Below are 26,347 nucleotides of genomic sequence, written 5' to 3' on the forward strand. Positions count from 1 at the left end.
GAATTTGCCAGCCAACGAGATAAGGAAATTGATCATGGATGAAGTAATAACGCCCCCCGCGAGCGCCGACCAGTTGTTTAAACTGGACATGGCCACCATACGCAAAAACGCCCGCAAGAGCGTTGAGGATGGGGCCGAGACCCCCGGCTATGAAGCCAATCGGGAAGAAGTGATCAGGCACCTTAACTCGGCGCTGGCGACAGAGCTGGTATGCAGCTTGCGCTACAAGCGCCATTACTTTACCGCCAAGGGCTTGAATTCCGAGGGCATAGCCAAGGAGTTCAATGTGCATGCGCAGGAAGAACTGGAGCACGCTGACCAGATCGCCGCCCGTATCGTCCAGTTAGGTGGAGAGCCGGATTTCTCTCCAGATGGGCTTGCAGGCCGTAGCCATGCCGATTATGTGCCCTGTCTGGACCTGCGTGAGATGATCAAGGAAAACCTGGTGGCAGAGCGTATCGCTATCGACACCTACCATGAACTCATCCATTATATTGGCGACAAAGACCCAACAACCCGCCGCTTGCTTGAAGGCATTCTGGCGACCGAGGAAGAGCACGCCGATGAGTTATCGGACTGGTTGGCTCGCTCCTGACAGTATTCAATTACCCTAAGAGCAGACATATAAAAATCATGAAAAAAATATTATTGGTGGACGATCACAGCATTGTGCGGCAAGGCCTGCGCAATCTGATCGAACTGGAGTCGGACCTGGAAGTAGCGGGTGAAGCTGCTTCTGGCGTCGAAGCGATCAAACTGGTGCGTAACAACACCTATGACGTGGTGGTGATGGATATCTCGATGCCGGATAAAAACGGCGTAGATACCTTGCATGACCTGAAGCATGTGAATGCAGATCTCCCGGTATTGATACTGAGTGGTTATGCAGAGGAACAATATGCACTCAACCTGATGCGGAACGGTTGCAAAGGCTATTTATCGAAAGATGCAGAGCCTGAGGAAATCATTTCGGCGATTCGGGCGATTGCCAATGGCAAACGTTATATTTCGTCCGAACTGGCCGAACTGATGACCAATGAACTCAGCCATCCCACCGAGAAGCTATTGCATGAAACCTTGTCAGACCGCGAGTTTCAGGTGTTTTTCAAACTGGCTGGCGGCTTGAGTGCCACCGAAATTGCAGACGAGCTTTGTATCAGCGTAAAAACCGTCAGCACCTACCGGACACGCATTCTGGAAAAAATGAGTTTGAAAACCAATGCAGATTTAACGTATTACGCTATCAAGAACGGCTTGATTACATGAAGCGGAACCGCGACCTCATCAGCGTTATGTCAGTGCTTGTAGGACAAGTGCGGATAGGAGCGATGTGCGCATTTCATTATCATGCCACGAGTTTAACCAAGGAAAACAATCCTTCCAGCAGTATGGATTAACAATGTCTGTAGCCAATGCACAACTTTCTACACAGCACCCCTATATGAGAGTCTTGCTCATTGAAGACTCCGCCCTGTTGCGGGAAACCATCATGGAGACCTTGTCATCGTGCGATGGCTTGGTATTCGATGGGGTCGCTGCTACACAGTCGGAAGCCTTCAAAATTCTGCGAGACCGCCCATTCGACCTTTTACTGGTCGACATAGAGCTGGCTGAAGGGAATGGGTTTGAAGTCATTCGCATGACCCAGCGCGAAGACTTCCCCTACCCGCGCCCCAAATACATGATCCTGACTAACCATGCCCACGCGCATTATCGTCAGGAAGCCAAAGCCTTGGGGGTGGATTATTTCTTTGACAAGTCGATGGACTTTGATAAAGCCATTGATACGCTAGAAGCGGAAGTCAAAAAGTTTGTGCCTGAAAACGATTAGACTGCCGCCCGGCATTTAGCCGTCACTACTTCGTTATCGTTATATAATTCGAACTAACATTCTTCCAGCTTGGGGACGACCCTGAGCTTGCATTTATTATCGGGACGACCCGGCAAAGGGGTCATATGTCCTGGATATTACTCATACTGGCAGGCTTGTTTGAAATCGGCTTTACTACCTGCCTCAAACTCTCCGATACGTTCAGCAAACCATGGCCTAGCCTGGGGTTTATCGTATGCGCCGGCATCAGCTTCTGGCTACTGATGCAAGCCACACGCGATATTCCCCTGGGAACCGCCTACGCCGTGTGGACGGGCATTGGCGTACTCGGCACCGTCATTATTGGCATCGTCATGTTCAACGATCCGTTAAGCCCACTGCGCCTGGTGTTTCTTGTATTATTGATTGCGGCCGTGATCGGCCTCAAGGCGGTATCCTGAGGTTGATTGACCACACGCCAGATTCTTTACTTTAGTGCTTAAACGATTGATTTATTAAATTAACACTCGCCAACGCTGGACACACCATGTCATTGGAAACCTGGGAATTATTGAGTTACGTCGTCACTGTTTTCGGCTTGCCGCTGGCGATCTTTTCCTTTGTGCTGGAACAGCGCAAGGAACGTGAAAACGAAGAGGAAGAGGTCTATCAGGAGCTATCAGACGCGTATACCGACTTTCTCAAGCTGGTCATGGCGAATCCCGACCTCAAGCTGCGCTCACAGAGTGCCAGCCAGGAGCTGAACGAGGAGCAACGCGAACGCATGCTGGTGTTGTTTGAAATCCTGGTATCGCTGTTCGAGCGGGCCTACCTGCTGGCGTACGAAGAAAAGATGGTTGGCAAGCAGTTGCGCCGCTGGCGCTCGTGGGATGACTACATGCGCGAATGGTGCCGCCGCGATGACTTCCGAAACACCCTGCCGCGCCTGCTGCATGGCGAGGATCCGGATTTTGCTACCTATATCCGCAATCTGGCCCTGCAGGAAACGACGCGCTTGCCGGAAACCACCGTTTCTACTTAAGCATTTTCTACCTGAGGCGTTTCAGCTTGTAGCCTGCCTGTTGCAGTTGGGTCAGCAAGCCGCGCTTGCCCGCCAGATGCGCCGCACCGACTGCTACAAATACCGATTTATCCCTTGCTTCGGCATCGATACGCGGCGCCATGAGATCATTTCGATCATCAAGCAACTTCACGCGCAGCTTGGCCCACAGCGCCGGAGGCAACAGATTGCCGGTCATGCGCGTATCAATATCGGCAATGCGCGCAGGGTCGCCTTTCAGATAGGCGTTCACCAGCATCTCGTAATCACGCTCCTTGTCGCGCTGGCTGCGCTTTAATACAGCTCGCAGCATGCCTAGCTGCTCTTCCTGGCGCAGGCTGTCCAGCAGGCCGAAGTGCTCTTCCGACGTTTCCAGGCCTTTGACATCACGCCCCAGATCACGCGCTTTGGCATAGAGCTGAATGTCCTGGGTATAGGGGCCCTGCGGCCGGGGCAGATCAAACACCACGGCCAGTAGCCACGGCTTCATCTGCATGGCGATACTGCCTATGGCGTGCACTTCTGCTAGCGCCTTTACCTGATCCAGTTCGCTGGCAGTCAGGACCTCCTGCAACTGCTGATCAGGATTGAGATAGACGTTTTGATCCTTGGGCGGCAGGGTTTCCATCATGAACACATCCACCTCGCCCAGCGCCTTCAACACCGCCGGGGCGAAATCATTGACCCTCGCATCATCGGTATGCACGGTACCAAACAGGTAGCTGACTTTGCCACCGGGCACCTGCATTTGCCATAGCAAGGGGCGATCAGCCGCCTGGGCTGATACGACAGCCAGCAGACTTAGTCCAAGCAGCAACCGGACCGTGAGAGAAATGGAATACGATGTGAGCGACATGGTGAAACACCTGAACCAATGGTAAACAGGTGTCCATTCTCGCATTGATATGGCTTGGGGAGCACCCTGCATTGCTTTGAGCATTTGCAGGGTGCTTAAGACCAAGAGACTAAGAGATCGAAGGATTCAGGCGCATGCCTGAATCACTGCGGAATTAACGAGCGGTCTGCTTTTGCTTGAAAGGCGTTTTCTTGGCGGGCAAGGCACGGCCTTTCATCTCGGGCCGACGGGATTTATTGACCGCAGGCACGATAGGCTGAAAAGCAGGCACCAGGTGTTTCTTGCCATTGCCAATCAGGTCTGCCCGGCCCATTTTCTTCAAGGCTTCACGTAGCATCGGCCAGTTATTGGGGTCGTGGTAGCGGATAAACGCTTTGTGCAAGCGCCGCACACCACCCGCCTTGGGGATAGGTACCGCTTCACTGTCCGCCGTGACCTTGCGCAGCGGGTTTTTGCCGGAGTGATACATGGCGGTGGCCATCGCCATGGGCGTGGGGGTGAAGGTCTGCACCTGATCCAGCTTGAAGTCGTATTTCTTGAGCCACAACGCCAGATTCAGCATGTCTTCATCCGTGGTTCCAGGATGCGCGGCAATGAAATACGGGATCAGGTATTGCTGCTTGCCCGCTTCCTTGGAGAAGCGCTCAAACATTTCCTTGAACTTGTCATACGCCCCCATGCCCGGCTTCATCATCTTGGACAGTACGTTTTCTTCGCTGTGCTCAGGCGCAATCTTGAGATAACCGCCCACGTGATGCTGCACCAGCTCCTTGACGTACTCAGGGGATGTCACCGCCAGATCGTAGCGCAGGCCGGAGCCAACCAGTATCTTCTTCACGCCCTTGATATCGCGCGCCTTGCGGTAAAGCTGAATCAGGGCCGAATGGTCGGTATTGAGGTTTTCGCAGATGCCGGGATACACGCAGGACAGCTTTCGGCAGGATTGCTCGATTTTTTCGCTCTTGCAGGCCATGCGGTACATATTGGCGGTCGGGCCACCCAGGTCGGAAATAATGCCGGTAAAGCCTTCGACCTTGTCCCGGATTTCCACAATCTCGTTGAGGATGGATTCCTCGGAGCGGCTTTGAATGATGCGGCCTTCGTGCTCGGTAATCGAGCAGAAGGTACAGCCGCCAAAGCAGCCGCGCATGATGTTGACGGAGAAACGGATCATCTCCCAGGCCGGGATGCGGGCATCCTGATACACCGGGTGCGGCTTGCGCGCATAGGGCAAGTCGTAAACATAATCCATTTCTTTGGTCGTGAGCGGAATGGGCGGTGGATTAAGCCAGACCTCGCGATCGCCATGGCGCTGCACCAGCGCACGGGCATTGCCGGGATTAGCTTCCAGATGCAGCACGCGCGATGCATGGGCATACAGCACCGGATCCTTGATCACATCTTCATAGGCGGGCAAACGCACCACCTGCTTGCTGCGGTCGGCCTTGGGCTTGCGCACGATCTGAATGGCACTCACGCCTTCAGGCAAGGCAGGCTTGGCATCGATCTTGTCGTCGGTTTCGCAACTGGAACCCGCGCCCATTTTCATTTCATAGGGGTCCACATGCACGTCGACCTTGCCGGGACGATCCAGATTGGTCGACGCAATTTCATCCCACCCTTCGGGGATGCGCTTGCGTAGGAAAGCTGTGCCGCGAATATCCGTGATATCCAGAATATTATCGCCACGGGCGATGCGGTGACTCAGCTCGACCAGTGCGCGTTCGGCATTGCCGTAAAGCAGGATATCGGCTTTTGAATCCACCAGAATGGAGCGGCGCACCTTGTCAGACCAGTAATCGTAATGCGCAATGCGGCGCAGGCTAGCCTCAATGCTGCCGATGACCAGTGGCACATCAGGATATGCCTCGCGGCAGCGCTGCGAGTAAACCAGCACCGCGCGGTCCGGGCGCTTGCCGGCCTCGGCGTTGGGGGTATAGGCATCGTCCGAACGAATCTTGCGGTCCGCCGTATAGCGGTTGACCATGGAATCCATATTGCCAGCAGTCACGCCGAAATACAGATTAGGCTTACCTAAAGTTTTAAAGGCATCGGCCGATAACCAGTCAGGCTGGGCGAGAATGCCCACCCGGAAGCCTTGTGCTTCCAAGAGACGTCCGACCAGTGCCATACCGAAACTCGGGTGATCAATGTAGGCATCGCCCGTCACCAGAATAATGTCGCAACTATCCCAGCCGCGGGCATCCATTTCAGCACGGGTCATGGGGAGTACAGGGGCAGTACCGAAGCGTTTTGCCCAGTACGGGCGATAAGCGTTGATTGAGCGTGGTGTTTCCATAGTTGACTATTTTACTCTGGAAACAAAAAATCGTCGCTACTGTATAACTATAAGCCACTGTTTTCGGCCAAACTATCAATTAGACAAACACCGGAAAACCGGGAACAACGGGACAAACAAATGGGAGCATCTCAATTTAAAGGAGGTCGCCGAGCGGCCATGGTGATTCTGGCAACATGCAGTCTGCCAGCATATGCCACCAATGGATTCAACCTGATCGGATTTGGCGCCGAATCAACCTTAATGGGGGGAGCCGATGTTGCGGTGGCACGCGATCCTTCCGCACTCAATACCAACCCGGCGGGCCTCGCGCAAATTCAGGGCCGCATGTTCAACGGTTTTGCCTCGCTGCTGCGCACCACCGATTTGCGCCATGAAGACCAGTTTGGCAATGACGAACACGCCTCCAATCGCTATACCGGCCTAGGCGGCGGTGGCTATGCCCAGTCGCTGGACAGCCTGCCCTGTACCGCGGGTGTTGGCATGTTTGCCCAAGGCGGCGCCGGAGGAGTGTTCAAGAACATCACCACCCCGGCAGGGAATGAAGACAAGTTTTCTGCGCTGTTTGGCATTGCCAAGTTTACGGGTGGCTTGGGCTGCCAGGTGACGGATGATCTGGCGCTGGGTGGCAGCTTTGGGCTGGTGTATGCCAGTCTGGAGCAGAATCTCTACGGCAATACGCCTAACAATGCAAAAATTGAGGACGTCAGCACCATACGCCCGACCTTCAAGCTGGGCATGCAATACAAGCTGACGCCACGCATTGTGCTGGCGGCAGCTTATACCGGTAAAACTGAATTGCCCATGACCGATGGCGAGATGAAATTCAACACGGGTTCCGGGTACGTCACCTATCACGATGTCAGCTTCAAGGGCTTTGCGCTGCCACGCGAGATTGCCGTGGGCGCTGCCTTCCGTCCCAATGATGACTGGCTGCTCTCGGTCAAGCTGAACTGGATCGAATGGTCAGATGCCCTGACCTCCAGCACGCTACGCGCCAGCAACCCGGATAATCCAGCATTTCCCAATATCACCCAAACCAATACCTTGGACTGGAAAAACCAGTGGGTGATCGCCACCGGCGCCGCCTACACGCTGGATGATCGCACCACCTTGTATGCCGGCTATAACTATGGGCGCAACCCTATTCCGCGCGGCAATACCACGCCATTCATCGCTGGTATTCTTGAGCACCATTACACCGTGGGCGCTGCTTACAAATGGAATGAGGAATGGACGGTGACAGGCGGTCTCGAATATGACGCCCGCATCCGCGTCAAATACAACAACGATGAGTTGCCGTTTGGTAACTCCGCGCTCAGCAACGAAGCGGTATTTTTCCACTTTATGCTGACGCGCAAGTGGTGATAAACAAGTGGTAACAAAAAGGGCTCCCGTGGGAGCCCTTTTTTAATTTAGAAACATGGCTATTTCTTGGTATTCGGTGTCAACTCGATATCCGTATTGAAGCCAAACAACTGTCCCGCCCAGATAAATACCACCCAGACCAGCACGCCAAACGGCAGATAGCCAAAGTAACCCAGCAAAGGCATTTCGGCAAAGATGTGGATGACATTCACGTAGGGAATCTCATAGATCCAGTAATTCGGATTGGTCTGTAATTCCGGCATGGGATGCGCACTGCCGTAATTCCAGACCTCCCAGAAAAAGCCATTGAACAGCGATGCCAGCGCCACCAACAGCAGGGGATTCCAGTTGCCCTGCGCCAACGCGGTGAATGGGCTGCTCACCTGCTTGCGTATCAGCTGGCCGCTCAAGATCACCAGCGGGCCTATCCACACCACCCAGAACAAGGGGTATGGCAGAAACACCATGGCAAAAATCGAGATATAGCCTGCCAGCATCATGAGGTTGCCGGGCAATGGCAGTTTGGGGCCGTTGCTATAGCGGTTTGCCAGCTTGGGGCAGGTCTTCAGCAAGGTATACCACTCAAAAATGGCGGGCCACACGGTGGTATAGGCAATCAGGAACAGCGCGACGATCATGGTATGGCTGAGTTCGGGCATGGTGCCGTTGGGGTAATACCAGTTAGCCAGTACGAAATAATCGTAATACTCAAAGAAGAGCCAGCCGAAGACCGATACCAAAGCGCTGATCGCCAGCGTCTTGGGTTTGGAAGACAGCAGGGATACCCCGTTATTGCGACTGTATACCAGCCCATCCAGTGCAAGGATAAAGCCCCACCACAAAGGTGAGAATGCATAGTAAGCCCATGGCACCACCCTGCCCCACATCAACCCCAGGAATACGACAGTAAAGGCCAGACCAATCCAGAACCAGACCGGCAATGCCGCTTTGGGCACAGGGGGTGGCGGAGCAACAGGTTTGAACCCGAACCATTGTGGAAACAGCAGAAACGCCAGAAATACCAATTCAACAGCCAGTACAGCCAGAAAAACAAGTAAATTGAAGCCGGGATCCGGCTGAACGTATTGCGGTGGAAAGACACCGAAGCCGGGTGGCAGGTGATCAGGATAGGCGAACCACGCCGCGACTAACGGCAAGGCCAGACACAACAGGATAGGCCAGATAAAACTCCACTTCTTGGACATTGCGAACTTCCCCCTTGGGTTGATGAAACAACATATTTTTATTTGTGTTATTTGTTGACAGCACTTGCGGACGCGGCAACCCGCGGTCAGGACGACAAGCTACGCTTCTTGCGCTGGCGTTTGTGCTCATACATGCGGGTATCTGCCAGATGCTTGAGTACATTCCTGTCCGCACTCTCACTCACCATTGCTATGCCGTAGCTAATACCGGAAAAATCAAACCCCTGGGCATGGACTGCCTGCATGGCCGCATGCAGCTTGGTCTCAATGGACGTCAGATCGCCGCTGGGAAAGGTAATGGCAAATTCGTCACCGCCTATGCGGTGTAGTACCCCGTACTTCATGAGCTCGCTGCGCATGGCAGAAGCAAACGCGCACAGCAACTCATCGCCACGCTTATGGCCAAAGTTATCGTTGTAAAATTTGAGACCATCCATGTCCACAAACACCAGGAGACCGCTTTGCGGCAGATGTTCCAGCTCCTTGTCCAGTGCGTAGCGGTTGGACAAGCCCGTGAGAGCATCGGTATATGCGATCTGCAGGTTATGTTCGGATTGGTTGAGTGCGTACTCTTTTTCATAATGCAACTGGGCAAACTGCCGTGCCAGCACCAAGGCCAGCAATACCATTTCCACGGTGACCGCGAGCAGGCCGATATGCTCGATGTAAATGGTATAAATCCCTTCCAGCCCGGAGTTGGTAATGGCATAAGCGCCGATCGCAAAAAAAGCCACAATCGCCACCAAATACATTCGCGCCGTGCGGTTGCCACGGTATGAGCAGACAATACCCGCCAGCAGGCCATACGACATGATGACGCCTACCCCATAGCGGTCCATTTCCATCGACCAGTTGGGAAACAGCAAGGCAACCAGCAGAAAGATACCCAGCAACGCCAGTGACCAGCGCCTCAAGGCATGTAGCTTGCGGTAGACATGGCGCTTGATGCCCAGCAGGCTGGATACAAACAGCACATAGGCAAAATTGGAAAACAGGATGGGAATGCTGACCAGATAGAACCAGTGGACACCAAACAGATCAGGCGCCACCAGCATGGCCATGCTGTTGTAGACCAGGTTCCCGGCAATAAAAAGCGCATACATGGTATCGGTGCGCTGTCCGCGCACATAGCCAAGCACCGAGTAATACACCATCAGGATCAACATGGCTCCGACGCAAATAAGCACAATGGCATCGCCGGGTTTGATCGCCTGGCGATAATCATCGAGCGTGTCGATATAGGGTTGGGGCTGCGCCAGGTAAAAGGAAGAATACAGTTCGCTGATGATGCGGTAGTGCCCAGCAGGCAATTTGATTTCGCGCCCATGGCGCAGCATGAAGGGATTATCCGTGGACGAGGCGATACCGCCCGTCAGCTTGAGTACCAGATCGCCATTATCATCAAACACATAATGGGTAAAACGCTCGATAACGCTGGAGTTCTTGAAATCCACGACATACGTGGTGTTGCCGTCCAGATTAATATCCGCTTGGTGCAGGAAGACACCGCCCGTATTTTTCGTATGCGATACCTTGGGCAGGCCGGTTTCCGACATGTCGTATTGCAGCTGATAATCCCAAACTTCAGCGGCCTGATACCAATCTCCCTTGAGTTCAAGAGGGGTTGCCGATACCGGCATTGCCAGCACTAACAGCCAGATGCATAAGCAGAGGTTTACAACCATGCGAAACGTCATATTAGTTTTATGCAATTTTCTTGAGCCTGACAAACCTTGAATCAAAGCTGAAACTCCCCCCTCAGCTCCCTGAACCTCCGGGGCATTAGACCACATCATAATACATAAAACCTATCTGACAACGCCCGACGATTTATACCAGCGGGTATAGGCTGCCCAGCCTTGTCTGCCATGCGGGATATTATTTGTTACTGCTTGCCATGGCGCATGTCAGCAGTGATATGATTTGTACAACACTGTGCGTGAATCAACATCTGAATATATAAATTCACTCCATGAAGAGAATCAGTACCGTACAGAGGTTTCTGCTGCCGATCGCCATTTTGATTATCCTGGCGGCGATCCTGCAGGCATATTTCGAATACCGCAGCAAACTAGCCACCGTTGAGCAGGATGCACAAGCCCAGACTCGGGCCAGCATACAACTGCTTCAAACCACCGAAAACCTGGTGCACTCCCAAGTCATCGCCTCCATGCGGCTGCTGCGCCAGAATGCGCTGAACCTTGGCCTGCCTGCCATCAGCAGCAGCACCCTGCTCAATGGCAAACGCATTCCCAATCTGGTCTTTGGCAATCACGCGCAAACTGGCAATTTCAGCGTGGTGGATGAAGTCACCCGCATAAATGGCGGGACAGCCACCCTGTTTGTCCGGGCGGGCGATGACTTCATTCGCATATCGACCAATGTGCACCAGCTGGATGGCAGCCGGGCCATTGGCACCGTGCTCGACCCCAAAGGCCGCGCCATTGAGGCGCTGCGTGAAGGCAAGCCTTTCTATGGCGTAGTGGATATTCTTGGCAATCCTTATATCACCGGGTATGAACCCATGTTTGATGCCGAAGGAAAACTGATCGGCATCTGGTATGTAGGCTTTCAGGCAGACATGGATGCCCTGCGCACTACCATGGAAAGCACACGTTTTCTTGAAACAGGCTTTGCCGCCATGCTGGACAGCCACCACCATATTCGCTTCCTGTCATCGCATATCAAAACCGCCGCCGCAGAACGACTGATCGCCGAGCGGCCTGCCACCTGGCGACTGATAAGTCAGGATGTGCCAAGCTGGGGCTTTAATGTGGTGTACGCCTACCCGAAAAAGGAAGCAGCCGTCCAGGGGATGCTCAAGGCACTGTATGTGCTGCTAAGTGGGCTGGTTGGCTTGGGCGTGTTGGCATTGATTGTGCAATCGCAACTGACGCGGCTCGTTATCAAGCCGATCGGTGGCGATCCTGAGCTGGCAGTGGCCCTGGTACGCAAGATTGCCAGCGGCAATCTGCAGGATGACGGACTGACCGGGCAGCCAAATACGCTGATTGCTCATATGATCACCATGCGTAATAGCTTGCGCAGGATGATGGATACGCTGCGCTCCAACAGCGAAAACCTGAGCCTTGCCGCCAGTGTATTCGAGCATGCGGGCGATGGCATTTTCATTGCCGATGCTCGCCTGTGCATCGTGCAAGTCAACCCGTCTTTCGTGAAAATTACCGGCTTCAGTGCGGAGGAAGCCAAAGGCAAAAACCCGCAAGAGCTATCGTTTGCCATTCATGATCCCAAATCTCTGCTGGAGATGATCTATTGCGTGAAAAAAGACGGGCAATGGCGAGGCGAGTTGCAGAATATCAACAAACGAGGCGAAACCTATCTGATCTCGATTGATGTCTCCAGCGTCACCAATCAGGATGGCCTGATCAGCCATTACGTGGGTACTTTTTCCGACATTACCCTGATGAAACGCCAGCAGGAGAGCCTGCAACACATGGCGTATCACGATACGCTCACGCAACTGCCTAATCGGGCACTGTTTGCTGATCGGTTACGACAAGCGTTGGCCCGCACCTCCCGCACCGAAGAAACGATCGCAGTGTGCTATATGGACCTGGATGGATTCAAACCGATTAACGACACCCTTGGGCACGAAGCCGGAGACGAACTCCTGATCAAGTTGTCAGAGCGCGTCAAGGAAAGCCTGCGCTCAGGCGACACCATCGCACGGATGGGGGGCGATGAATTCGCTCTGCTGCTGTGCAACCTGCGTTCAGGTGCCGAAGCCCGCGATACGCTGGATCGCATTCTGCAGAACATCAAACACTCTTTTCAGGTCAAAAACCACGAAGTGCGCATCAGCGCGAGTGCCGGCATGTTCCTGAATCCGTCTCCAGACCATGATCTCGACTTCATATTGAGCCGCGCAGATCATTGCATGTACCTGGCAAAAACCAACGCAGAGCTGGATTTTTATGTTTATGACCCGACCATGGAGCCATTGAGGCCAGTTTGAACCCACTCAACATGATCGCGGAAGTAAGGTTTTACCACAGGCATTTGACCCATCAAGATGAGTAACGCTTATTACCAGCTTCCCGGCGGCCGCGTGGCCGCGCTGGACCTCGACTCGCCCTTCCCTGCCGCTGATTGTGCGCTGGCAGAACCAAACGGGCTGCTTGCAATTGGCGGCGACTTGTCCGCAGAGCGGCTGCTAAGTGCTTATCAGCAAGGCATTTTTCCGTGGTTCAGTGAAGGAGAGCCCGTGCTCTGGTGGAGCCCGAATCCGCGGATGGTGCTTTTCCCTGATGAATTGAACGTATCCCGCTCGCTGGAAAAACGGTTACGCAAGCCAGACTATGAAGTGCGCTACAACACCCGCTTTCTGGAGGTGATGCGCCGCTGTGCAGAAATTCCTCGCGCGCACCAGGAAGGCACATGGATTACCGAGGAAATTGTGGCGGGCTACCATGCCTTGCATCAAACGGGGCATGCCATGAGCGCGGAAACCTGGATGGATGGCGAGCTGGTCGGCGGCTTGTATGGCGTGCGGCTAGGATGCATGTTTTATGGTGAATCGATGTTTCATGCCCGAACCGATGCGTCGAAAATTGCCTTTGTACATCTGGTACGGGACTTGCAGCGCCAGGGAGTAAGAATGATAGACTGCCAGATGAAAACCGCCCATCTGGCCTCGCTAGGCGCCCGCGAGATTCCCCGTGCGGAATTTTTGTCACGCTTGACTGGACTCATCGCCTCATGACCTTGCCTAATGACATCCCGCTGCAGAACATCCAGTTCTACACAACCACGGCCTACCCATGTGGTTATCTCGAGAACAGATCGGCGCAATCCCTGATCGCGGCTCCGCATCACCTGATTAATGCCAATATCTATAGCGGCCTGATACAGCTGGGTTTCAGGCGTAGCGGCAAGTTTGCCTATCGCCCACAATGTGGCGAGTGCCAGGCCTGCATCCCGGTGCGACTACTGGTCGAGAAATTCAAGCCAAACCGCAGTCAGAAGCGCGCATTCAAACAGTACCTGTCCCTGCAGGTCACCATACAGGATCTGCATTTCAGCGAAGAGCACTTCCAGCTATATCAGGCCTATCAGATAGCCCGCCATAGCGGCCAGCAGGATGGCGAAACGGAGACGGAAACCCAGGACCAATACCGTAACTTTCTGGTGCAGAGCAACGTCAACAGTCGGCTGATCGAGTTTCGGCAAGATGGCATCCTCAAAATGGTCAGCGTGGTGGATATCGTCCACGACGGTATTTCCGCGGTGTATACCTTTTATGATGCCAGCGAAAAAGGCAGCAGCTACGGCACCTTCAATGTCATCTGGTTGAGCGCATGGTGCCACTCGCTCGAACTGCCATACCTCTATCTCGGTTACTGGATCAAACAAAGCCAAAAAATGGCCTATAAACAGAACTTTTTACCGCAGCAAGCCTTGATCAATGGTGAATGGCAGGACATGAACTTTGACTAATACATTTTAATTGCACAGGCTCTGAACTTTTTGCATAGGCCCAGCTCTTATTCAATGTCATCTCCATCGCAAGCGGCATCCCACATGAATTGAGCCTTATGTCGGGATGCCGTTTTTGCATTCAGGCCCCCGCTTCATGCCGCATGTTACAATGCGCGCTTTAATAAACTTCGGCATTTCCCCTTGAACAAGCTGGTTATTTTCGGTGTTGGCCTGATCGGTGGCTCGGTCGCATTGGCCCTTAAACAGGCACAGGCCGTCAAGCACATTGTGGGCATAGGCCGCGACGGCGATCACCTGCAAACCGCCTTGGAGCTTGGCGTGATTGATGAGGCACAAACCAGCCTCGCAAGCGCGCTGGATCAGGCTGACATGGTGCTGATTGCCGCGCCTGTCGCCCAGACATTCCCCATTCTGCAGGCCATTGCACTGCATTTGTCGCCCGACACTATCGTCACCGATGCCGGCAGCACCAAGTCCGATATCGTCGCTTACGCAGAAACCGCACTAGGTGACCGCCATCATCAGTTTGTGCCCGGCCACCCCATTGCTGGCGCAGAAAAAAGTGGCGTGACTGCCGCGCGTGCTGATCTCTTCAGTCATAAAAATGTGGTTCTCACCCCATTCAGCAACACACCAGCATCCGATATCACCAAAGTGCAAACCATGTGGAAAGCGTGTGGCGCCAATGTCATCAAGATGACGGCCGCCGAACATGACCGCATTTTTGCCGCCGTCAGCCATCTGCCTCATTTACTGGCATTTGCCCTGGTCAATGAGCTGGCCAGCCGCCCAAATGCGGATCAGCTATTTGATTTTGCCGCCAGCGGCTTCCGAGATTTCAGCCGCATTGCGGGTAGCCACCCTGAAATGTGGCGCGACATCAGCTTGGCAAATCAGTCGGCCCTGCTCGATGAACTCGATGCTTACCAGGCCCAACTCAGCCACGTGCGAGAGCTGTTGCAAACGCAGGATGGCGCAGGCTTGCAGCAGTTGTTTGAACGCGCCAGCCATGCCCGCAATGCCTGGGCACGTCATAAAAAATATTAAGGCTATCGTCATGCACACCCTGGACCTTGCTCCTATCCACCATGCCCGTGGCGATATTGTATTGCCGGGCTCAAAAAGCATTTCCAACCGTTGCCTATTGCTTGCTGCCCTCGCGGATGGCACCACCGACATTCGGGATCTTCTCGACTCGGATGACACCGCCCGCATGCTGGAAGCCCTGCAAGCGCTGGGCGTTGAGATGGAACAGCTGGCAGAGCATGACTGGCGCATTACAGGTTGCCGTGGGCAATGGCCGACACGCAATGCCGATCTTTTCCTGGGCAATGCCGGTACTGCATTCCGTCCACTGACGGCTGCGCTCGCGTTCTCGCAAGGCCAATACCGCCTGTCAGGCGTGCCTCGCATGCATGAGCGGCCGATTGGCGATCTGGTGGATGCACTCCGGCAAGCAGGCGCCGACATTGAATATGAAGGCAACGCCGGTTTTCCTCCGCTGCATATCCGGCCAGGCAGCACTTCCGCGCAAACAACCCTGCAAATACGCGGGAATGTCTCCAGCCAGTTCCTGACCGCATTGTTGATGGCATTGCCACTACTAAAAGAGCAAACGCGGATTGAAGTGGTCGGGGAGTTGATCTCGAAGCCTTATATCGAAATCACCCTGAATCTGATAGCGAAATTTGGCGTCAAGGTTGAGCGGGACGGCTGGCAGGCATTTACCATCCCCGCGGCCAGTCACTACTCCAGCCCTGGCGAACTCTATGTGGAGGGCGATGCTTCTTCTGCCTCCTACTTCCTGGCAGCTGGCGCTATTGCACATGGTCCGGTGAAGGTTCATGGCATAGGCCTTGATAGTATTCAAGGCGATGTACGTTTTGTGGATGCCCTGCGCGAAATGGGCGCGGTGATTGAACACGGGGATAACTGGATCAGCGCTTCCGCCCCGGCCTCGGGCAAGCTGAAGGCACTGGATATGGATTGCAACCATATTCCCGATGCCGCCATGACCTTAGCCACTGCCGCGCTATTTGCCGATGGCACCACCCGCCTGCGCAATATTGCCAGCTGGCGGGTAAAGGAAACCGACCGCCTGCATGCGATGGCAACCGAATTACGCAAAGTAGGCGCGACCGTGGAAGAAGGGCAAGACTATATCTGCATTACGCCGCCTGCCAGCCTGACGCCCCATGCGACGATTGATACCTATGATGATCACCGCATGGCGATGTGTTTTTCACTGGTTGCCCTAGGGCAAACCCCGGTCACGATCAACGACCCGGGGTGTGTTGCCAAGACATTCCCGGATTACTTTGAACGATTTGCCGACATAAGCAGCGCTGGCGCATAAACATCAAGCCAGCGCCGTTTAAACTAATAAGCGTTATAAAGCTCGATTTCGGGCCCGTTGTTCTGCTCAATGCGCTGCCAGACTTTTTCATGGAAAAAGAAAGCCACCGTATTGCAGGCCGGCTCAACCAACGCAATCGCACTGCCAAGCGCCCAGCTGCCGGTCAAGGCGTAACCCACGGAAAAGGCCACCGTGAAGTGAATAATGGCAAAAGTAAATGTTTTGGTCATGATGCGATCCCCCTGGGCTGATAATATTGTTACGGCATCATCGCGCAAGGCATTGAATCAATCCAATTGATTATAAAAACCAGTTTGATAAGTTAATTAAATATGATTATTCCCGTAATTGCCATTGATGGTCCCTCCGCTTCCGGCAAAGGCACCGTTGCCCAGCGCGTTGCAGATAAACTGGGCTTTCACTACCTTGATTCTGGCGCGCTTTATCGCATCGTGGCCTACGCAGGCAAGCAATACAACATTGCCTGGAATCAGGGGGAAACACTGGCAGAGATGGCAGCAAAACTTGAAATCCGGTTTGAAGACGGCCAGATTTACCTGAATGGCAACATCATTACTGAAGAAGTTCGGTCTGAAGAAATCAGCCGCGGTGCGTCTGAGGTCGCCGTGCATCCGGCCGTGCGCATGGCCTTGCTAGCCTTGCAGCATAGCTTTCGCCAGGCCCCTGGGTTAGTGGCAGATGGACGTGACATGGCAACGGTGGTTTTCCCGGATGCCATTGCCAAAGTCTATTTAACAGCGAGCGCTGAAGTACGCGCGGAGAGACGCTATAAGCAGTTGATGGAAAAAGAAATCCATGCTAATCTACAGGATATTTTACAGGATCTGCAAAACCGCGACACTCGCGACCAGCAACGCGCTACGGCGCCCCTGCAAAAGACAGATGATGCCATGCTTTTAGTCACTGATCAGCTCACCATAGACCAGGCGGTTGAAAAAGTTCTCCAGCATTATCGACAGGCGTCGCAAGACCTGGCGCCACAAGCGTAAAAGCAACACCCTTAATTATGCAGCACCCGCGCTATGAACCTCGTGGTTCATGGCTTTTTTAACTTTACCCCGCTGCCCGGCGGGTTTAATCAGGTAATTTTATTAATGGCTAACCTTTCCACCCCTACCTTTACCGAAAGCTTTGCAGCTCTTTTCGAAGAAAGCCTGGCTCGCCAGGAAATGCGCTCCGGTGAAGTGATTACTGCAGAAGTAGTTTCCATCGACGACGACTTTGTTATCGTCAACGCCGGCCTCAAGTCGGAAAGCGTCATCGCAACCAGCGAATTCCGTAACGACCGCGGCGAACTCGAAGTGGCTGTTGGCGACTTCGTACAAGTTGCTATCGAAACCCTGGAAGACGGCTACGGTTCCACCAAGCTTTCCCGCGAGAAGGCGAAGCGTCTTGCTGCATGGCTGGATCTGGAAAACGCCATGAACGAATCCCGCATCATCAAGGGCATGATCAATGGTCGCGTCAAGGGTGGTTTGACTGTTATGGTTAACAGCATCCGCGCCTTCCTGCCAGGCTCCCTGGTTGATCTGCGTCCTGTTAAAGACACCACGCCTTTCGAAGGCAAAGAGTGGGACTTCAAGGTTATCAAGCTGGATCGCAAGCGCAACAACGTTGTGGTATCGCGCCGCGCTGTTCTCGAAGAGAGCATGGGTGCCGATCGCGAAGCTCTGCTGGGTTCACTGAAAGAAGGCGCAGTTGTTAAGGGTATCGTCAAGAACATTACCGATTACGGCGCATTCGTTGACCTGGGCGGTATTGACGGCCTGCTGCATATCACTGATCTGGCATGGCGTCGTGTTAAGCACCCATCCGAAGTGCTGACCGTAGGCGAAGAAGTTGAAGCCAAGATCCTGAAGTTTGATCAAGAAAAGAACCGCGTATCGCTGGGTATCAAGCAACTGGGCGACGACCCATGGGTTGCACTGACCCGCCGTTACCCAGTAGGCACCCGCCTGTTCGGCAAGGTAACCAACCTGACCGACTACGGCGCATTCGTTGAAATCGAACCAGGCATTGAAGGTCTGGTACACGTTTCCGAAATGGATTGGACCAACAAGAACGTACATCCTGCCAAGATCGCCCAACTGGGTGACGAAGTAGAAGTCATGATTCTGGAAATCGACGAAGACCGTCGCCGTCTGTCCTTGGGCATGAAGCAATGCCAAGTTAATCCATGGGATGAGTTCGCTGCCACCCACAAGAAGGGTGACAAGGTTAGCGGTCAGATCAAGTCCATCACTGACTTCGGCGTATTCATTGGTTTGCCTGGTGGCATCGACGGCCTGGTTCACCTGTCCGATCTGTCCTGGAATCAAACTGGCGAAGAAGCTATCCGCAACTTCAAAAAGGGTGACGAAGTCGCTGCTGTTGTTCTGGCTATCGACGTTGAAAAAGAACGCATCTCTCTCGGCGTTAAGCAACTGGACAACGATCCATTCAGCGCTTACACCACCACCAATGACAAGGGCGCCATCGTTACTGGTACCGTGAAGTCTGTGGATGCCAAGGGTGCTGTTATTACCCTGGACGGTGAAGTTGAAGGCTACCTGCGTGCATCTGAAATCGCTCGCGAGAAGATCGAAGACGCCACCACCGCCCTGAAAGAAGGCCAGGAAGTTGAAGCGCGTATTCTGAACATCGACCGCAAAAACCGCTCCATCAACCTGTCTATCAAGGCTAAGGACATCGCTGAAGAAGCGGATGCCATGCAGAAGTACAGCAATGATGCTGGCGCTGCAGGCACCACCAACCTGGGCGCATTGCTTAAAGCGAAACTTGACGGCAAAAACAACGAGTAAGGCAGTCACGCCATGACCAAATCTGAGCTGATTGCCAATCTGGCTGCGCGTTTTCCGCAACTGGTCGTCAAAGATGCCGAGCTTTCTGTGAAGGCCATCATTGACTCCATGGCGGATAACCTGGCCAGTGGAGAGCGCATCGAGATTAGAGGGTTCGGTAGCTTCAGTCTGAACTACCGCCCACCTCGTCTCGGACGCAACCCCAAGACTGGCTCAAAAGTGCAGGTACCTGAAAAATACGTACCTCACTTCAAGGCCGGTAAGGAATTGCGTGAACGCGTAGACCTCATTGAGTAAAACTTGACGTTAATAGCAGTACAAAAAGCAGCATCTTCGGATGCTGCTTTTTTTTGCTTTCCATCCCCTGGACAAGTCGTTCTCGGCCAGGCTGTATTTAAATTCGCCACATCAGGGCGGCTTAGGTAAAATCCTTACCATGCGCTATATATACATACCCTTAGGCACCCTGCTCTTCATCATGTTGCTGGGTTTTGCCCTCAAAAACTCCCAGCCAGCCGAGTTGCACTACTATCTCGGCCTGATATGGCAAGCTCCGCTTTCACTCATGCTGCTGATCACCTTCTCGATAGGGGTATTGGCTGGCATCCTCGCCTGCGTTGGGGTGATGATCAAACAAAAGCGCCAGATGATGAGTCTGCGTAAAGAACTTAAAACTCTAAACAAAAATATCCCGCAGGAACCCTGAATTAATGATGGAATTTGAATATTGGTGGCTACTGGCCCTGCCTCTGTTTTTTGCTTTGGGCTGGGTAGCTGCCCGAGTAGATATCAACCAGCTGCTTTCTGAATCAACCACCCTCCCGGCCGCCTACTTCAAGGGCCTGAACTTCCTGATTACTGACCAGCACGACAAAGCCATAGAAGCCTTTGTCGAGGCGGTTGAAGCCAATGCGGACTCGCTAGAACTGCATTTCGCACTGGGCAGCCTGTTCAGACGTCGTGGCGAAGTGGATCGGGCAATTCACTTGCACCTGAATCTTCTGGATCGCAAAGAACTGCCGGAGCAGCAAAAACTGGCCGTGATGGCAGAGCTGGCTCAGGATTACCTCAAAGCCGGCCTGCTGGATCGTGCCGAAGAACTCTTCAAATCGCTCGATGGTAGCCGCTACAAACAACCGGCATTGCGTTCACTGCTTGAAATTTATGTACGCGAACGCGAGTGGGAACGCGCCATCAAATGCGCGACCGAACTGGAACGCATTTCCGGCATCCCTTTCCGCAAGGAAGTCGCCCAGTACTACTGTGAAATGGCGGTCAAATCTATTCTCAACAATGACGCCCACACAGCGCGATATGAGCTGGATATGGCGCTGGATGCGAACAAGGCCTGCGTACGCGCCACGATCATGCTGGGCGACATGGAAGCCGCTGCGGGAGATCATAAAGCCGCCATTGCCATATGGAAACGCATTGAATATCAGGATGCAGAGCGTATCAGCCTGGTGGCGACAAAACTATTGAAGAGCTACCGCGCACTTGGCCAGAGCGAAGAAGGCCTGAATCTGCTCGCCAGCTATCTGGAAAACTACAAGCTGCCCACTCTGCAAACAGTGGTGTATGAGGCGACCATGGCAGAAAAAGGCCCAGAGCCGGCGGCAAAGCTAGCTCGCACCGAGTTAGCCAGGAAGCCCAGCCTGCAGACGCTGGACCAACTACTACAGGCAAGAATCGCACTGGAACCTCAAGATCAACAAGAAACCTTGTTGATGCAGCAGACCATACGTCGCGCCATTGGCAATCGTAATGTGTATTGCTGCGACCAGTGCGGCTTCAAGGCCAAAAACTACCACTGGCAATGCCCGGCATGTAATGCATGGGAATCGCTCCCCTCAGAACCGACCGAAGCACTATAAATGACCACGCACGACCCCAAGATCGTAGTTGCCCTTGATTACGCCGATGCCCCAAGCGCACTCGCCTTGGCAAATCAGCTCGACCCCAGCCAGTGCCGCCTCAAGGTAGGCAAAGAACTTTTCACTGCAGCAGGTCCGCAGCTGGTAGAGACACTTGTTGATAAAGGCTATGGCGTATTTCTTGACCTGAAATTCCACGATATTCCCAACACCGTGGCCAAGGCTTGCGAGGCTGCCGCCAGACTTGGCGTGTGGATGCTCAATGTGCACGCCTCGGGCGGACAACCCATGATGGAGGCTGCCAAAGAAGGCGTCGCCAAAAGCGGGCATCATCCGTTGCTGATCGCCGTTACCATACTCACCAGCATGGACCAGCAAGTCATGCAGAGCCTGGGCATTCCCGGCAATTTACAGGATCAGGTTTTACGGCTTGCGCGCCTCACGCAAGCAGCAGGACTGGATGGCGTGGTGTGCTCGGCGCAGGAAGCGCCCGTTTTACGTAGCGCCCTGGGCGAAAACTTCTGCCTCGTCACCCCTGGCATACGCCCACGCAATGCCAGTTTGGATGATCAATCCCGTGTGGTCACCCCTGCCGATGCATTACGTCAAGGCTCAAGCTACCTGGTGATTGGTCGCCCCATCACGCGCGCAGCAGACCCGCTGCAAGCACTCCGTGACATAAATCACGAGATCAGTTTGATTTAAAAAGGCTTTTCCAGCGCCAGAGTAATATCCCATGAGGTCACCGCAGCGTGACCGGATTTCATCAATATCATCATGGGAGTTAAGTAATGAAAAAGAGTTTGCTAATCGCTCTGGCCGCCCTTTCTTTTGCTTTGAGCGCGCATGCTGCGGTCAACATCAACACAGCCTCCAAGGACGAGCTGGAAAGCCTGAACGGCGTTGGTCCGGCAAAAGCCCAAGCTATTATTGATTACCGCAAGAAAAACGGCGGCTTCAAGACAGTGGATGACTTGAACAACGTACCCGGCTTTGGTGACAAATCCCTGGTTAAGCTCAAAGGCCAGATCTCCGTCAGCGGTAAGTCAGCAGAGGCTGCACCTGCTGCCAAGACGGATAAAAAATAATGCGAGTGCTCAGCTGATCTCATGCTGGCAATAAAAAAGCCCCGACCTATCGGGGCTTTTTTATTGCCAGTTATCCCGGCTTTTCAAATATGGCTTACTACTTGACGCGCATACCTGGCGCAGCGCCACTATCCGGGCTCAGGATATAAGGCCCGCCACGCTCATCCGAGGCCGCCAGCACCATGCCTTCTGACATACCGAACTTCATCTTGCGTGGCGCAAGATTGGCCACCATCACCGTCAGGCGGCCTTGCAAGGTCGCAGGGTCATAAGCCGATTTGATACCGGCAAACACCTGACGTGGTTTGTCTTCGCCAATATCCAGCGAAAGACGCAGCAGCTTCTCGGCTCCCTCAACATGCTCAGCCGTCACAATGCGGGCGATACGCAAATCCACCTTGGCAAAGTCATCGATACTGATGTACTCAGCTTCAGCAGGCGCGCTGGCTGCAACTGGCGCCGCGGCGGGAGGTGCAGCAGCAGGTGTTGCCTGCAGGGATTCTTTATTGGCTTCTATCATGGCTTCTATCTGTTTGGGGTCAATGCGGGTAATCAGATGCTGATATGTGGCGATCGCATGGCCAGCAGTCAAGGCATTATCTACCTGTGTCCAATCCAGCACGGCAATATTCAGGAAGGCTTCAATCTGGCCTGCCAGCTTGGGCAATACCGGCTTAAGGTAAAGCGTGAGCAGGCGGAACATTTCCAGCGCTGCCGTGCACACCTGATGCAGCTCAGCTTCCCGGCCAGCCTGCTTCGCCATATCCCACGGCGCGTGCTCGGCAACATAGCCATTGGCTTTGTCGGCCAGCGCCATGATTTCGCGCAAGGCACGGCCGTAGTCGCGCGTGTTGTAGCACTCGGCGATGCTGCTTGCCGCCTGACGCAACTCACTGATGACGGCATTATCCGCCAGGGCAGCCAGCTTGCCGTCAAAGCGCTTGCTGATAAAGCCCGCCGTGCGGCTCGCGATATTAATGTATTTGCCGACCAGGTCGCTGTTCACGCGCGCAGTGAAATCGTCCAGATTGAGGTCGATATCTTCCATCGAGCCATTCAACTTGGCGGCATAGTAATAGCGCAGGTATTCCGGGTTTTTCACATGCTGCAAATAACTGCCAGCGGTGATGAAGGTGCCGCGCGACTTGGACATTTTCTCGCCATTCACCGTCAAAAAGCCGTGCGCAAAAATCTGCGTAGGCTGACGATGACCCGAATACTTCAGGGTCGCAGGCCAGAACAGCGCGTGGAAATACAAAATATCTTTGCCAATGAAATGATAAAGCTCGGTCTTGCTGTCGGCTTTCCAGTATTCGTCAAAATCGAGGCCTAAGCGGCTGCACAGATTCTTGAAGCTGGCCATGTAGCCGATAGGCGCATCTAGCCAGACATAGAAATACTTGCCGGGGGCATCGGGAATCTCAAAGCCGAAATACGGCGCGTCGCGTGAAATATCCCAATCCGACAAACCAGAGGCAAACCACTCGCCCATTTTGTTGGCGGCTTCAGCCTGCAGGGTGCCAGAGCGAGTCCACTGCTGCAAAAATTCGCCGCATTCGGAAAGCTTGAAGAAATAGTGCTCGGTTTCCTTGCGCACTGGCGCCGCACCAGACACGGCCGAGTATGGATTGATAAGCTCAGTCGGGCTGTAAGTCGTGCCGCACACTTCACAGGAATCGCCATACTGATCCTTGGCGTGGCATTTTGGACATTCACCCTTGATAAAGCGATCCGGCAAGAACATCTGTTTGACCGGGTCAAAAAACTGCTCAATGGTTTTGGTGGCAATCTTGCCGTTTTTCTTGAGCTCCAGGTAGATATTGCTGGCAAGCTCGCGGTTTTCCGGGGCATTGGTCGAGTAGTAGTTATCAAACTCCACCAGAAATCCCGAGAAATCCGCATAGTGTTCGGTGTGCACTTTAGCAATCAGCTGCTCAGGCGTGATCCCCTCTTTTTCAGCGCGCAGCATGATGGGGGTGCCATGCGTATCATCGGCACAGACATAATGCACGGTATGGCCCTGCATTTTCTGGAAACGCACCCAGATATCGGTCTGGATATACTCAACCAGATGCCCAAGGTGAATGCTGCCGTTGGCGTACGGCAAGGCGGAAGTAACCAGGATTTTGCGGGATGATGCGGACATAGTGTTTTTGTAATCGGCCTGAATGCTTGAATAGACCTGCATTTTAACAAATCGGCCCGGCTTTCACATGCGTTAACTTGGCGCATGCGTTAAAATTTGTTCTTTCAGATGCCCACCCGCAGGAAGCTTCGCCATGGCCTTGACCGAATCCGATATCCAGAATGTCCTGAAAACCATCACCGACCCCAATACCGGCAAGGATTACGTCAGCAGCAAATCCGCTCGCAATATCCAGCTCAAGGGCAATGACCTGTCACTGGACATCGTGCTGGGGTATCCAGCCAAAAGCGTGTACGGCGAGATTCAAACCCAGGTAAAAAGCGCGCTGGAGCATATCCCCGGCATCGGCAGTGTCACCGTCAATGTGGGCAGCCGCATCGTGTCGCATAGCGTTCAGCGCGGCGTGCAGCTGCTACCTGGCGTCAAGAACATCATTGCTGTCGCCTCCGGCAAGGGCGGCGTAGGCAAATCCACCACCGCCGTCAACCTGGCACTGGCACTGGCCGCCGAAGGTGCCAGCGTAGGGATACTGGATGCCGACATCTACGGCCCATCGCAACCGCAAATGCTGGGCATCAGCGGCCGTCCTGACAGCGCCGATGGCAAAAGCATAGAACCCATGCAAAGCCATGGCATACAAGCCATGTCGATTGGTTTCCTGGTGGATGTGGATACGCCCATGGTCTGGCGCGGGCCCATGGTTACAGGCGCATTGGAGCAACTGCTGCGCGATACGCGCTGGAAAGACCTGGATTACCTGGTGATTGACCTGCCGCCTGGCACTGGCGATATTCAGCTTACCCTCTCGCAAAAAGTCCCGGTCACTGGCGCCATCATCGTCACCACGCCGCAAGACATTGCCCTGCTCGATGCCCGCAAGGGATTGAAAATGTTTGAAAAAGTCGGCATTCCCATCCTCGGCATTGTAGAAAACATGAGCACGCACATCTGCTCAAATTGCGGTCACGAAGAGCATATTTTCGGCGCAGGCGGCGGCGCGTCCATGAGCAAGGATTACAACGTCGACCTGCTCGGCAGCCTGCCGCTGGATATCCGCATACGCGAACAGGCCGACGGCGGCACGCCCACTGTAGTGGCCGACCCCGACAGCAAGATCGCGGCAACCTATCGCAGCATCGCGCGTACCACGGCCATCAAGATCGCCCAGCTGGGGCTGGATCACAGCAGCAAATTCCCCAGCATCGTCATCCAGAACACCTAGCGCATCGGATCGCCCCATGGACAACACGCTACCCTGCCCGGTTTGCAATAACCAGGCCACTTTCTTCGATACAGCCGATTTTAATAAATCCTGCGAGGAACGCCGGGGGATAGCGCTGCAACCCACTGGCGTGATGATTCAGTATTTTCGATGCCTGGGATGCGGCTTCTGCTTTGCGCCAGAGTTTGGACAGTGGACGCTGGAGGACTTCTCCACGCACATCTACAACGAAGATTATGTCGCGGTAGACCCTGACTATCTCAGCATACGGCCCCATGACAATGCCGATCTGCTCTCGCGCAACTTCGGCAAGAACAAAGCGCGCATTCGACATCTCGATTACGGCGGCGGCAATGGCATGATGAGCGAGCTATTGCAGGCCGAGGGCTGGAACTCTAAAAGCTATGACCCGTTCAATGACCCGGATATGCAAATCAGCTCGCTGGGCAAATTCAACTGCATTACGGCGTTTGAGGTATTTGAGCATGTACCCGATGTCTCGGTGTTGATGCAAAACCTGAATACCTTACTGGAAGACCAGGGCGGCATCCTGTTCAGCACCCTGCTTTCGGATGGTCAGTTGGACGACGGCACCCTGGGCTGGTGGTACGCCGCCCCGCGCAACGGCCATATCAGCCTGTTTTCAGCGCAAAGCCTTAAATGGCTGGGCCAGCGTTACGGGCTGCAATTGCGCAGCCTCACCAACGGTACGCATTTGTTTTATCGGGATGCACTGCCTGACTGGTTAAGCTAAAAAACAAGCCAGCCACTGGTAAAA

The 26,347-nt window shown here is 53.9% G+C and carries 26 protein-coding genes; 20 read left to right on the top strand and 6 right to left on the bottom strand.

Translation table 11 applies throughout. From position 1 onward, the window contains the following. Positions 1-34: 34 nt before the first annotated feature. The 5 genes from LG204_RS11745 to LG204_RS11765 all read left to right on the top strand — a co-directional run bounded on the left by LG204_RS11745 (position 35) and on the right by LG204_RS11765 (position 2,852). Positions 35-595, top strand: a complete 561-nt coding sequence (locus LG204_RS11745) for a ferritin-like domain-containing protein (RefSeq protein ID WP_230337442.1) — start codon at positions 35-37, stop codon at positions 593-595. Positions 596-633: 38 nt separating this feature from the next. Further along, positions 634-1,266, top strand: coding sequence for a response regulator (locus tag LG204_RS11750; protein WP_230337443.1), 633 nt, complete (start codon positions 634-636; stop codon positions 1,264-1,266). 175 nt (positions 1,267-1,441) lie between these two features. Beyond that, positions 1,442-1,831, top strand: coding sequence for a response regulator (locus LG204_RS11755; protein ID WP_230337444.1), 390 nt, complete (start codon positions 1,442-1,444; stop codon positions 1,829-1,831). Positions 1,832-1,956: 125 nt separating this feature from the next. Continuing rightward, a complete protein-coding gene (locus tag LG204_RS11760; protein ID WP_230337445.1) occupies positions 1,957-2,271 on the top strand; it encodes a DMT family transporter in 315 nt (104 codons plus the stop codon). Positions 2,272-2,357: 86 nt separating this feature from the next. Beyond that, entirely contained in the window at positions 2,358-2,852 is a 495-nt protein-coding gene (locus LG204_RS11765; RefSeq protein WP_230337446.1) for a hypothetical protein, read from the top strand. Positions 2,853-2,859: 7 nt separating this feature from the next. Here LG204_RS11765 and LG204_RS11770 read toward each other — a convergent pair whose 3' ends face one another. Together LG204_RS11770 and LG204_RS11775 are read right to left on the bottom strand one after the other, a co-directional pair. Then, a complete protein-coding gene (locus LG204_RS11770) occupies positions 2,860-3,726 on the bottom strand; it encodes a TraB/GumN family protein (RefSeq protein ID WP_230337447.1) in 867 nt (288 codons plus the stop codon). Positions 3,727-3,880: 154 nt separating this feature from the next. Then, complete coding sequence (locus tag LG204_RS11775) at positions 3,881-6,025, bottom strand: YgiQ family radical SAM protein (RefSeq protein ID WP_230337448.1); 2,145 nt, start codon at positions 6,023-6,025, stop codon at positions 3,881-3,883. A gap of 159 nt (positions 6,026-6,184) precedes the next feature. On the opposite strand from LG204_RS11775, the gene LG204_RS11780 reads away from it, so the two are divergent. Beyond that, on the top strand, positions 6,185-7,393 hold the full coding sequence (locus LG204_RS11780; protein WP_230337449.1) for an OmpP1/FadL family transporter: 1,209 nt from the start codon (positions 6,185-6,187) through the stop codon (positions 7,391-7,393). A gap of 59 nt (positions 7,394-7,452) precedes the next feature. On the opposite strand, the gene LG204_RS11785 is transcribed toward LG204_RS11780, so the two are convergent. After that, positions 7,453-8,598 carry a mechanosensitive ion channel protein MscS gene (locus LG204_RS11785; protein WP_230337450.1) on the bottom strand — a complete coding sequence of 382 codons (1,146 nt, stop codon included), beginning with the start codon at positions 8,596-8,598 and terminating at the stop codon, positions 7,453-7,455. Between the two features lie 86 nt (positions 8,599-8,684). After that, positions 8,685-10,238, bottom strand: a complete 1,554-nt coding sequence (locus LG204_RS11790; protein ID WP_230337451.1) for a diguanylate cyclase domain-containing protein — start codon at positions 10,236-10,238, stop codon at positions 8,685-8,687. A gap of 332 nt (positions 10,239-10,570) precedes the next feature. Between LG204_RS11790 and LG204_RS11795 the strand changes: the two genes are divergently transcribed. The 5 genes from LG204_RS11795 to aroA all read left to right on the top strand — a co-directional run bounded on the left by LG204_RS11795 (position 10,571) and on the right by aroA (position 16,417). Further along, positions 10,571-12,577, top strand: a complete 2,007-nt coding sequence (locus tag LG204_RS11795; RefSeq protein WP_230337452.1) for a Cache 3/Cache 2 fusion domain-containing protein — start codon at positions 10,571-10,573, stop codon at positions 12,575-12,577. Positions 12,578-12,634: 57 nt separating this feature from the next. Continuing rightward, complete coding sequence (aat, locus tag LG204_RS11800; RefSeq protein WP_230337453.1) at positions 12,635-13,324, top strand: leucyl/phenylalanyl-tRNA--protein transferase; 690 nt, start codon at positions 12,635-12,637, stop codon at positions 13,322-13,324. Further along, positions 13,321-14,058: an arginyltransferase gene (locus tag LG204_RS11805; RefSeq protein ID WP_230337454.1), complete on the top strand. Its 738-nt coding sequence runs from the start codon at positions 13,321-13,323 to the stop codon at positions 14,056-14,058. The genes aat and LG204_RS11805 overlap by 4 nt, the downstream gene beginning before the upstream one ends. Before the next feature lie 183 nt (positions 14,059-14,241). Then, on the top strand, positions 14,242-15,108 hold the full coding sequence (locus tag LG204_RS11810; RefSeq protein ID WP_230337455.1) for a prephenate dehydrogenase: 867 nt from the start codon (positions 14,242-14,244) through the stop codon (positions 15,106-15,108). A 10-nt stretch (positions 15,109-15,118) separates the two neighbouring features. Next, positions 15,119-16,417: a 3-phosphoshikimate 1-carboxyvinyltransferase gene (gene aroA, locus LG204_RS11815; RefSeq protein ID WP_230337456.1), complete on the top strand. Its 1,299-nt coding sequence runs from the start codon at positions 15,119-15,121 to the stop codon at positions 16,415-16,417. A 23-nt stretch (positions 16,418-16,440) separates the two neighbouring features. On the opposite strand, the gene LG204_RS11820 is transcribed toward aroA, so the two are convergent. Next, entirely contained in the window at positions 16,441-16,647 is a 207-nt protein-coding gene (locus LG204_RS11820; RefSeq protein WP_230337457.1) for a DUF2061 domain-containing protein, read from the bottom strand. A 102-nt stretch (positions 16,648-16,749) separates the two neighbouring features. On the opposite strand from LG204_RS11820, the gene cmk reads away from it, so the two are divergent. The 7 genes from cmk to LG204_RS11855 all read left to right on the top strand — a co-directional run bounded on the left by cmk (position 16,750) and on the right by LG204_RS11855 (position 22,201). Beyond that, entirely contained in the window at positions 16,750-17,427 is a 678-nt protein-coding gene (gene cmk / locus LG204_RS11825) for a (d)CMP kinase (protein WP_230337458.1), read from the top strand. 105 nt (positions 17,428-17,532) lie between these two features. Further along, positions 17,533-19,239, top strand: coding sequence for a 30S ribosomal protein S1 (gene rpsA / locus LG204_RS11830; protein WP_041362646.1), 1,707 nt, complete (start codon positions 17,533-17,535; stop codon positions 19,237-19,239). A gap of 12 nt (positions 19,240-19,251) precedes the next feature. Continuing rightward, on the top strand, positions 19,252-19,536 hold the full coding sequence (locus LG204_RS11835; protein WP_230337459.1) for an integration host factor subunit beta: 285 nt from the start codon (positions 19,252-19,254) through the stop codon (positions 19,534-19,536). A gap of 40 nt (positions 19,537-19,576) precedes the next feature. Beyond that, positions 19,577-19,945, top strand: coding sequence for a LapA family protein (locus LG204_RS11840; RefSeq protein ID WP_230337460.1), 369 nt, complete (start codon positions 19,577-19,579; stop codon positions 19,943-19,945). A gap of 4 nt (positions 19,946-19,949) precedes the next feature. Continuing rightward, positions 19,950-21,113 (top strand): lipopolysaccharide assembly protein LapB, encoded by a 1,164-nt coding sequence (gene lapB / locus LG204_RS11845; protein WP_230337461.1) that lies wholly within the window; start codon positions 19,950-19,952, stop codon positions 21,111-21,113. Beyond that, entirely contained in the window at positions 21,114-21,818 is a 705-nt protein-coding gene (pyrF, locus tag LG204_RS11850) for an orotidine-5'-phosphate decarboxylase (protein ID WP_230337462.1), read from the top strand. It begins immediately after the preceding gene. An 86-nt stretch (positions 21,819-21,904) separates the two neighbouring features. Continuing rightward, a complete protein-coding gene (locus tag LG204_RS11855) occupies positions 21,905-22,201 on the top strand; it encodes a ComEA family DNA-binding protein (protein WP_230337463.1) in 297 nt (98 codons plus the stop codon). 97 nt (positions 22,202-22,298) lie between these two features. Here the strand turns inward: LG204_RS11855 and metG are convergent, their stop codons facing one another. Then, complete coding sequence (gene metG, locus LG204_RS11860) at positions 22,299-24,347, bottom strand: methionine--tRNA ligase (RefSeq protein WP_230337464.1); 2,049 nt, start codon at positions 24,345-24,347, stop codon at positions 22,299-22,301. 133 nt (positions 24,348-24,480) lie between these two features. On the opposite strand from metG, the gene apbC reads away from it, so the two are divergent. Beyond that, positions 24,481-25,569 (top strand): iron-sulfur cluster carrier protein ApbC, encoded by a 1,089-nt coding sequence (apbC, locus tag LG204_RS11865; protein ID WP_230337465.1) that lies wholly within the window; start codon positions 24,481-24,483, stop codon positions 25,567-25,569. Positions 25,570-25,585: 16 nt separating this feature from the next. Next, complete coding sequence (locus LG204_RS11870) at positions 25,586-26,323, top strand: class I SAM-dependent methyltransferase (RefSeq protein ID WP_230337466.1); 738 nt, start codon at positions 25,586-25,588, stop codon at positions 26,321-26,323. The last annotated feature ends 24 nt before the right edge of the window (positions 26,324-26,347 follow it).

The sequence above is a fragment of the Methylovorus menthalis genome (assembly GCF_020523625.1).
Lineage (GTDB): Bacteria > Pseudomonadota > Gammaproteobacteria > Burkholderiales > Methylophilaceae > Methylovorus > Methylovorus menthalis.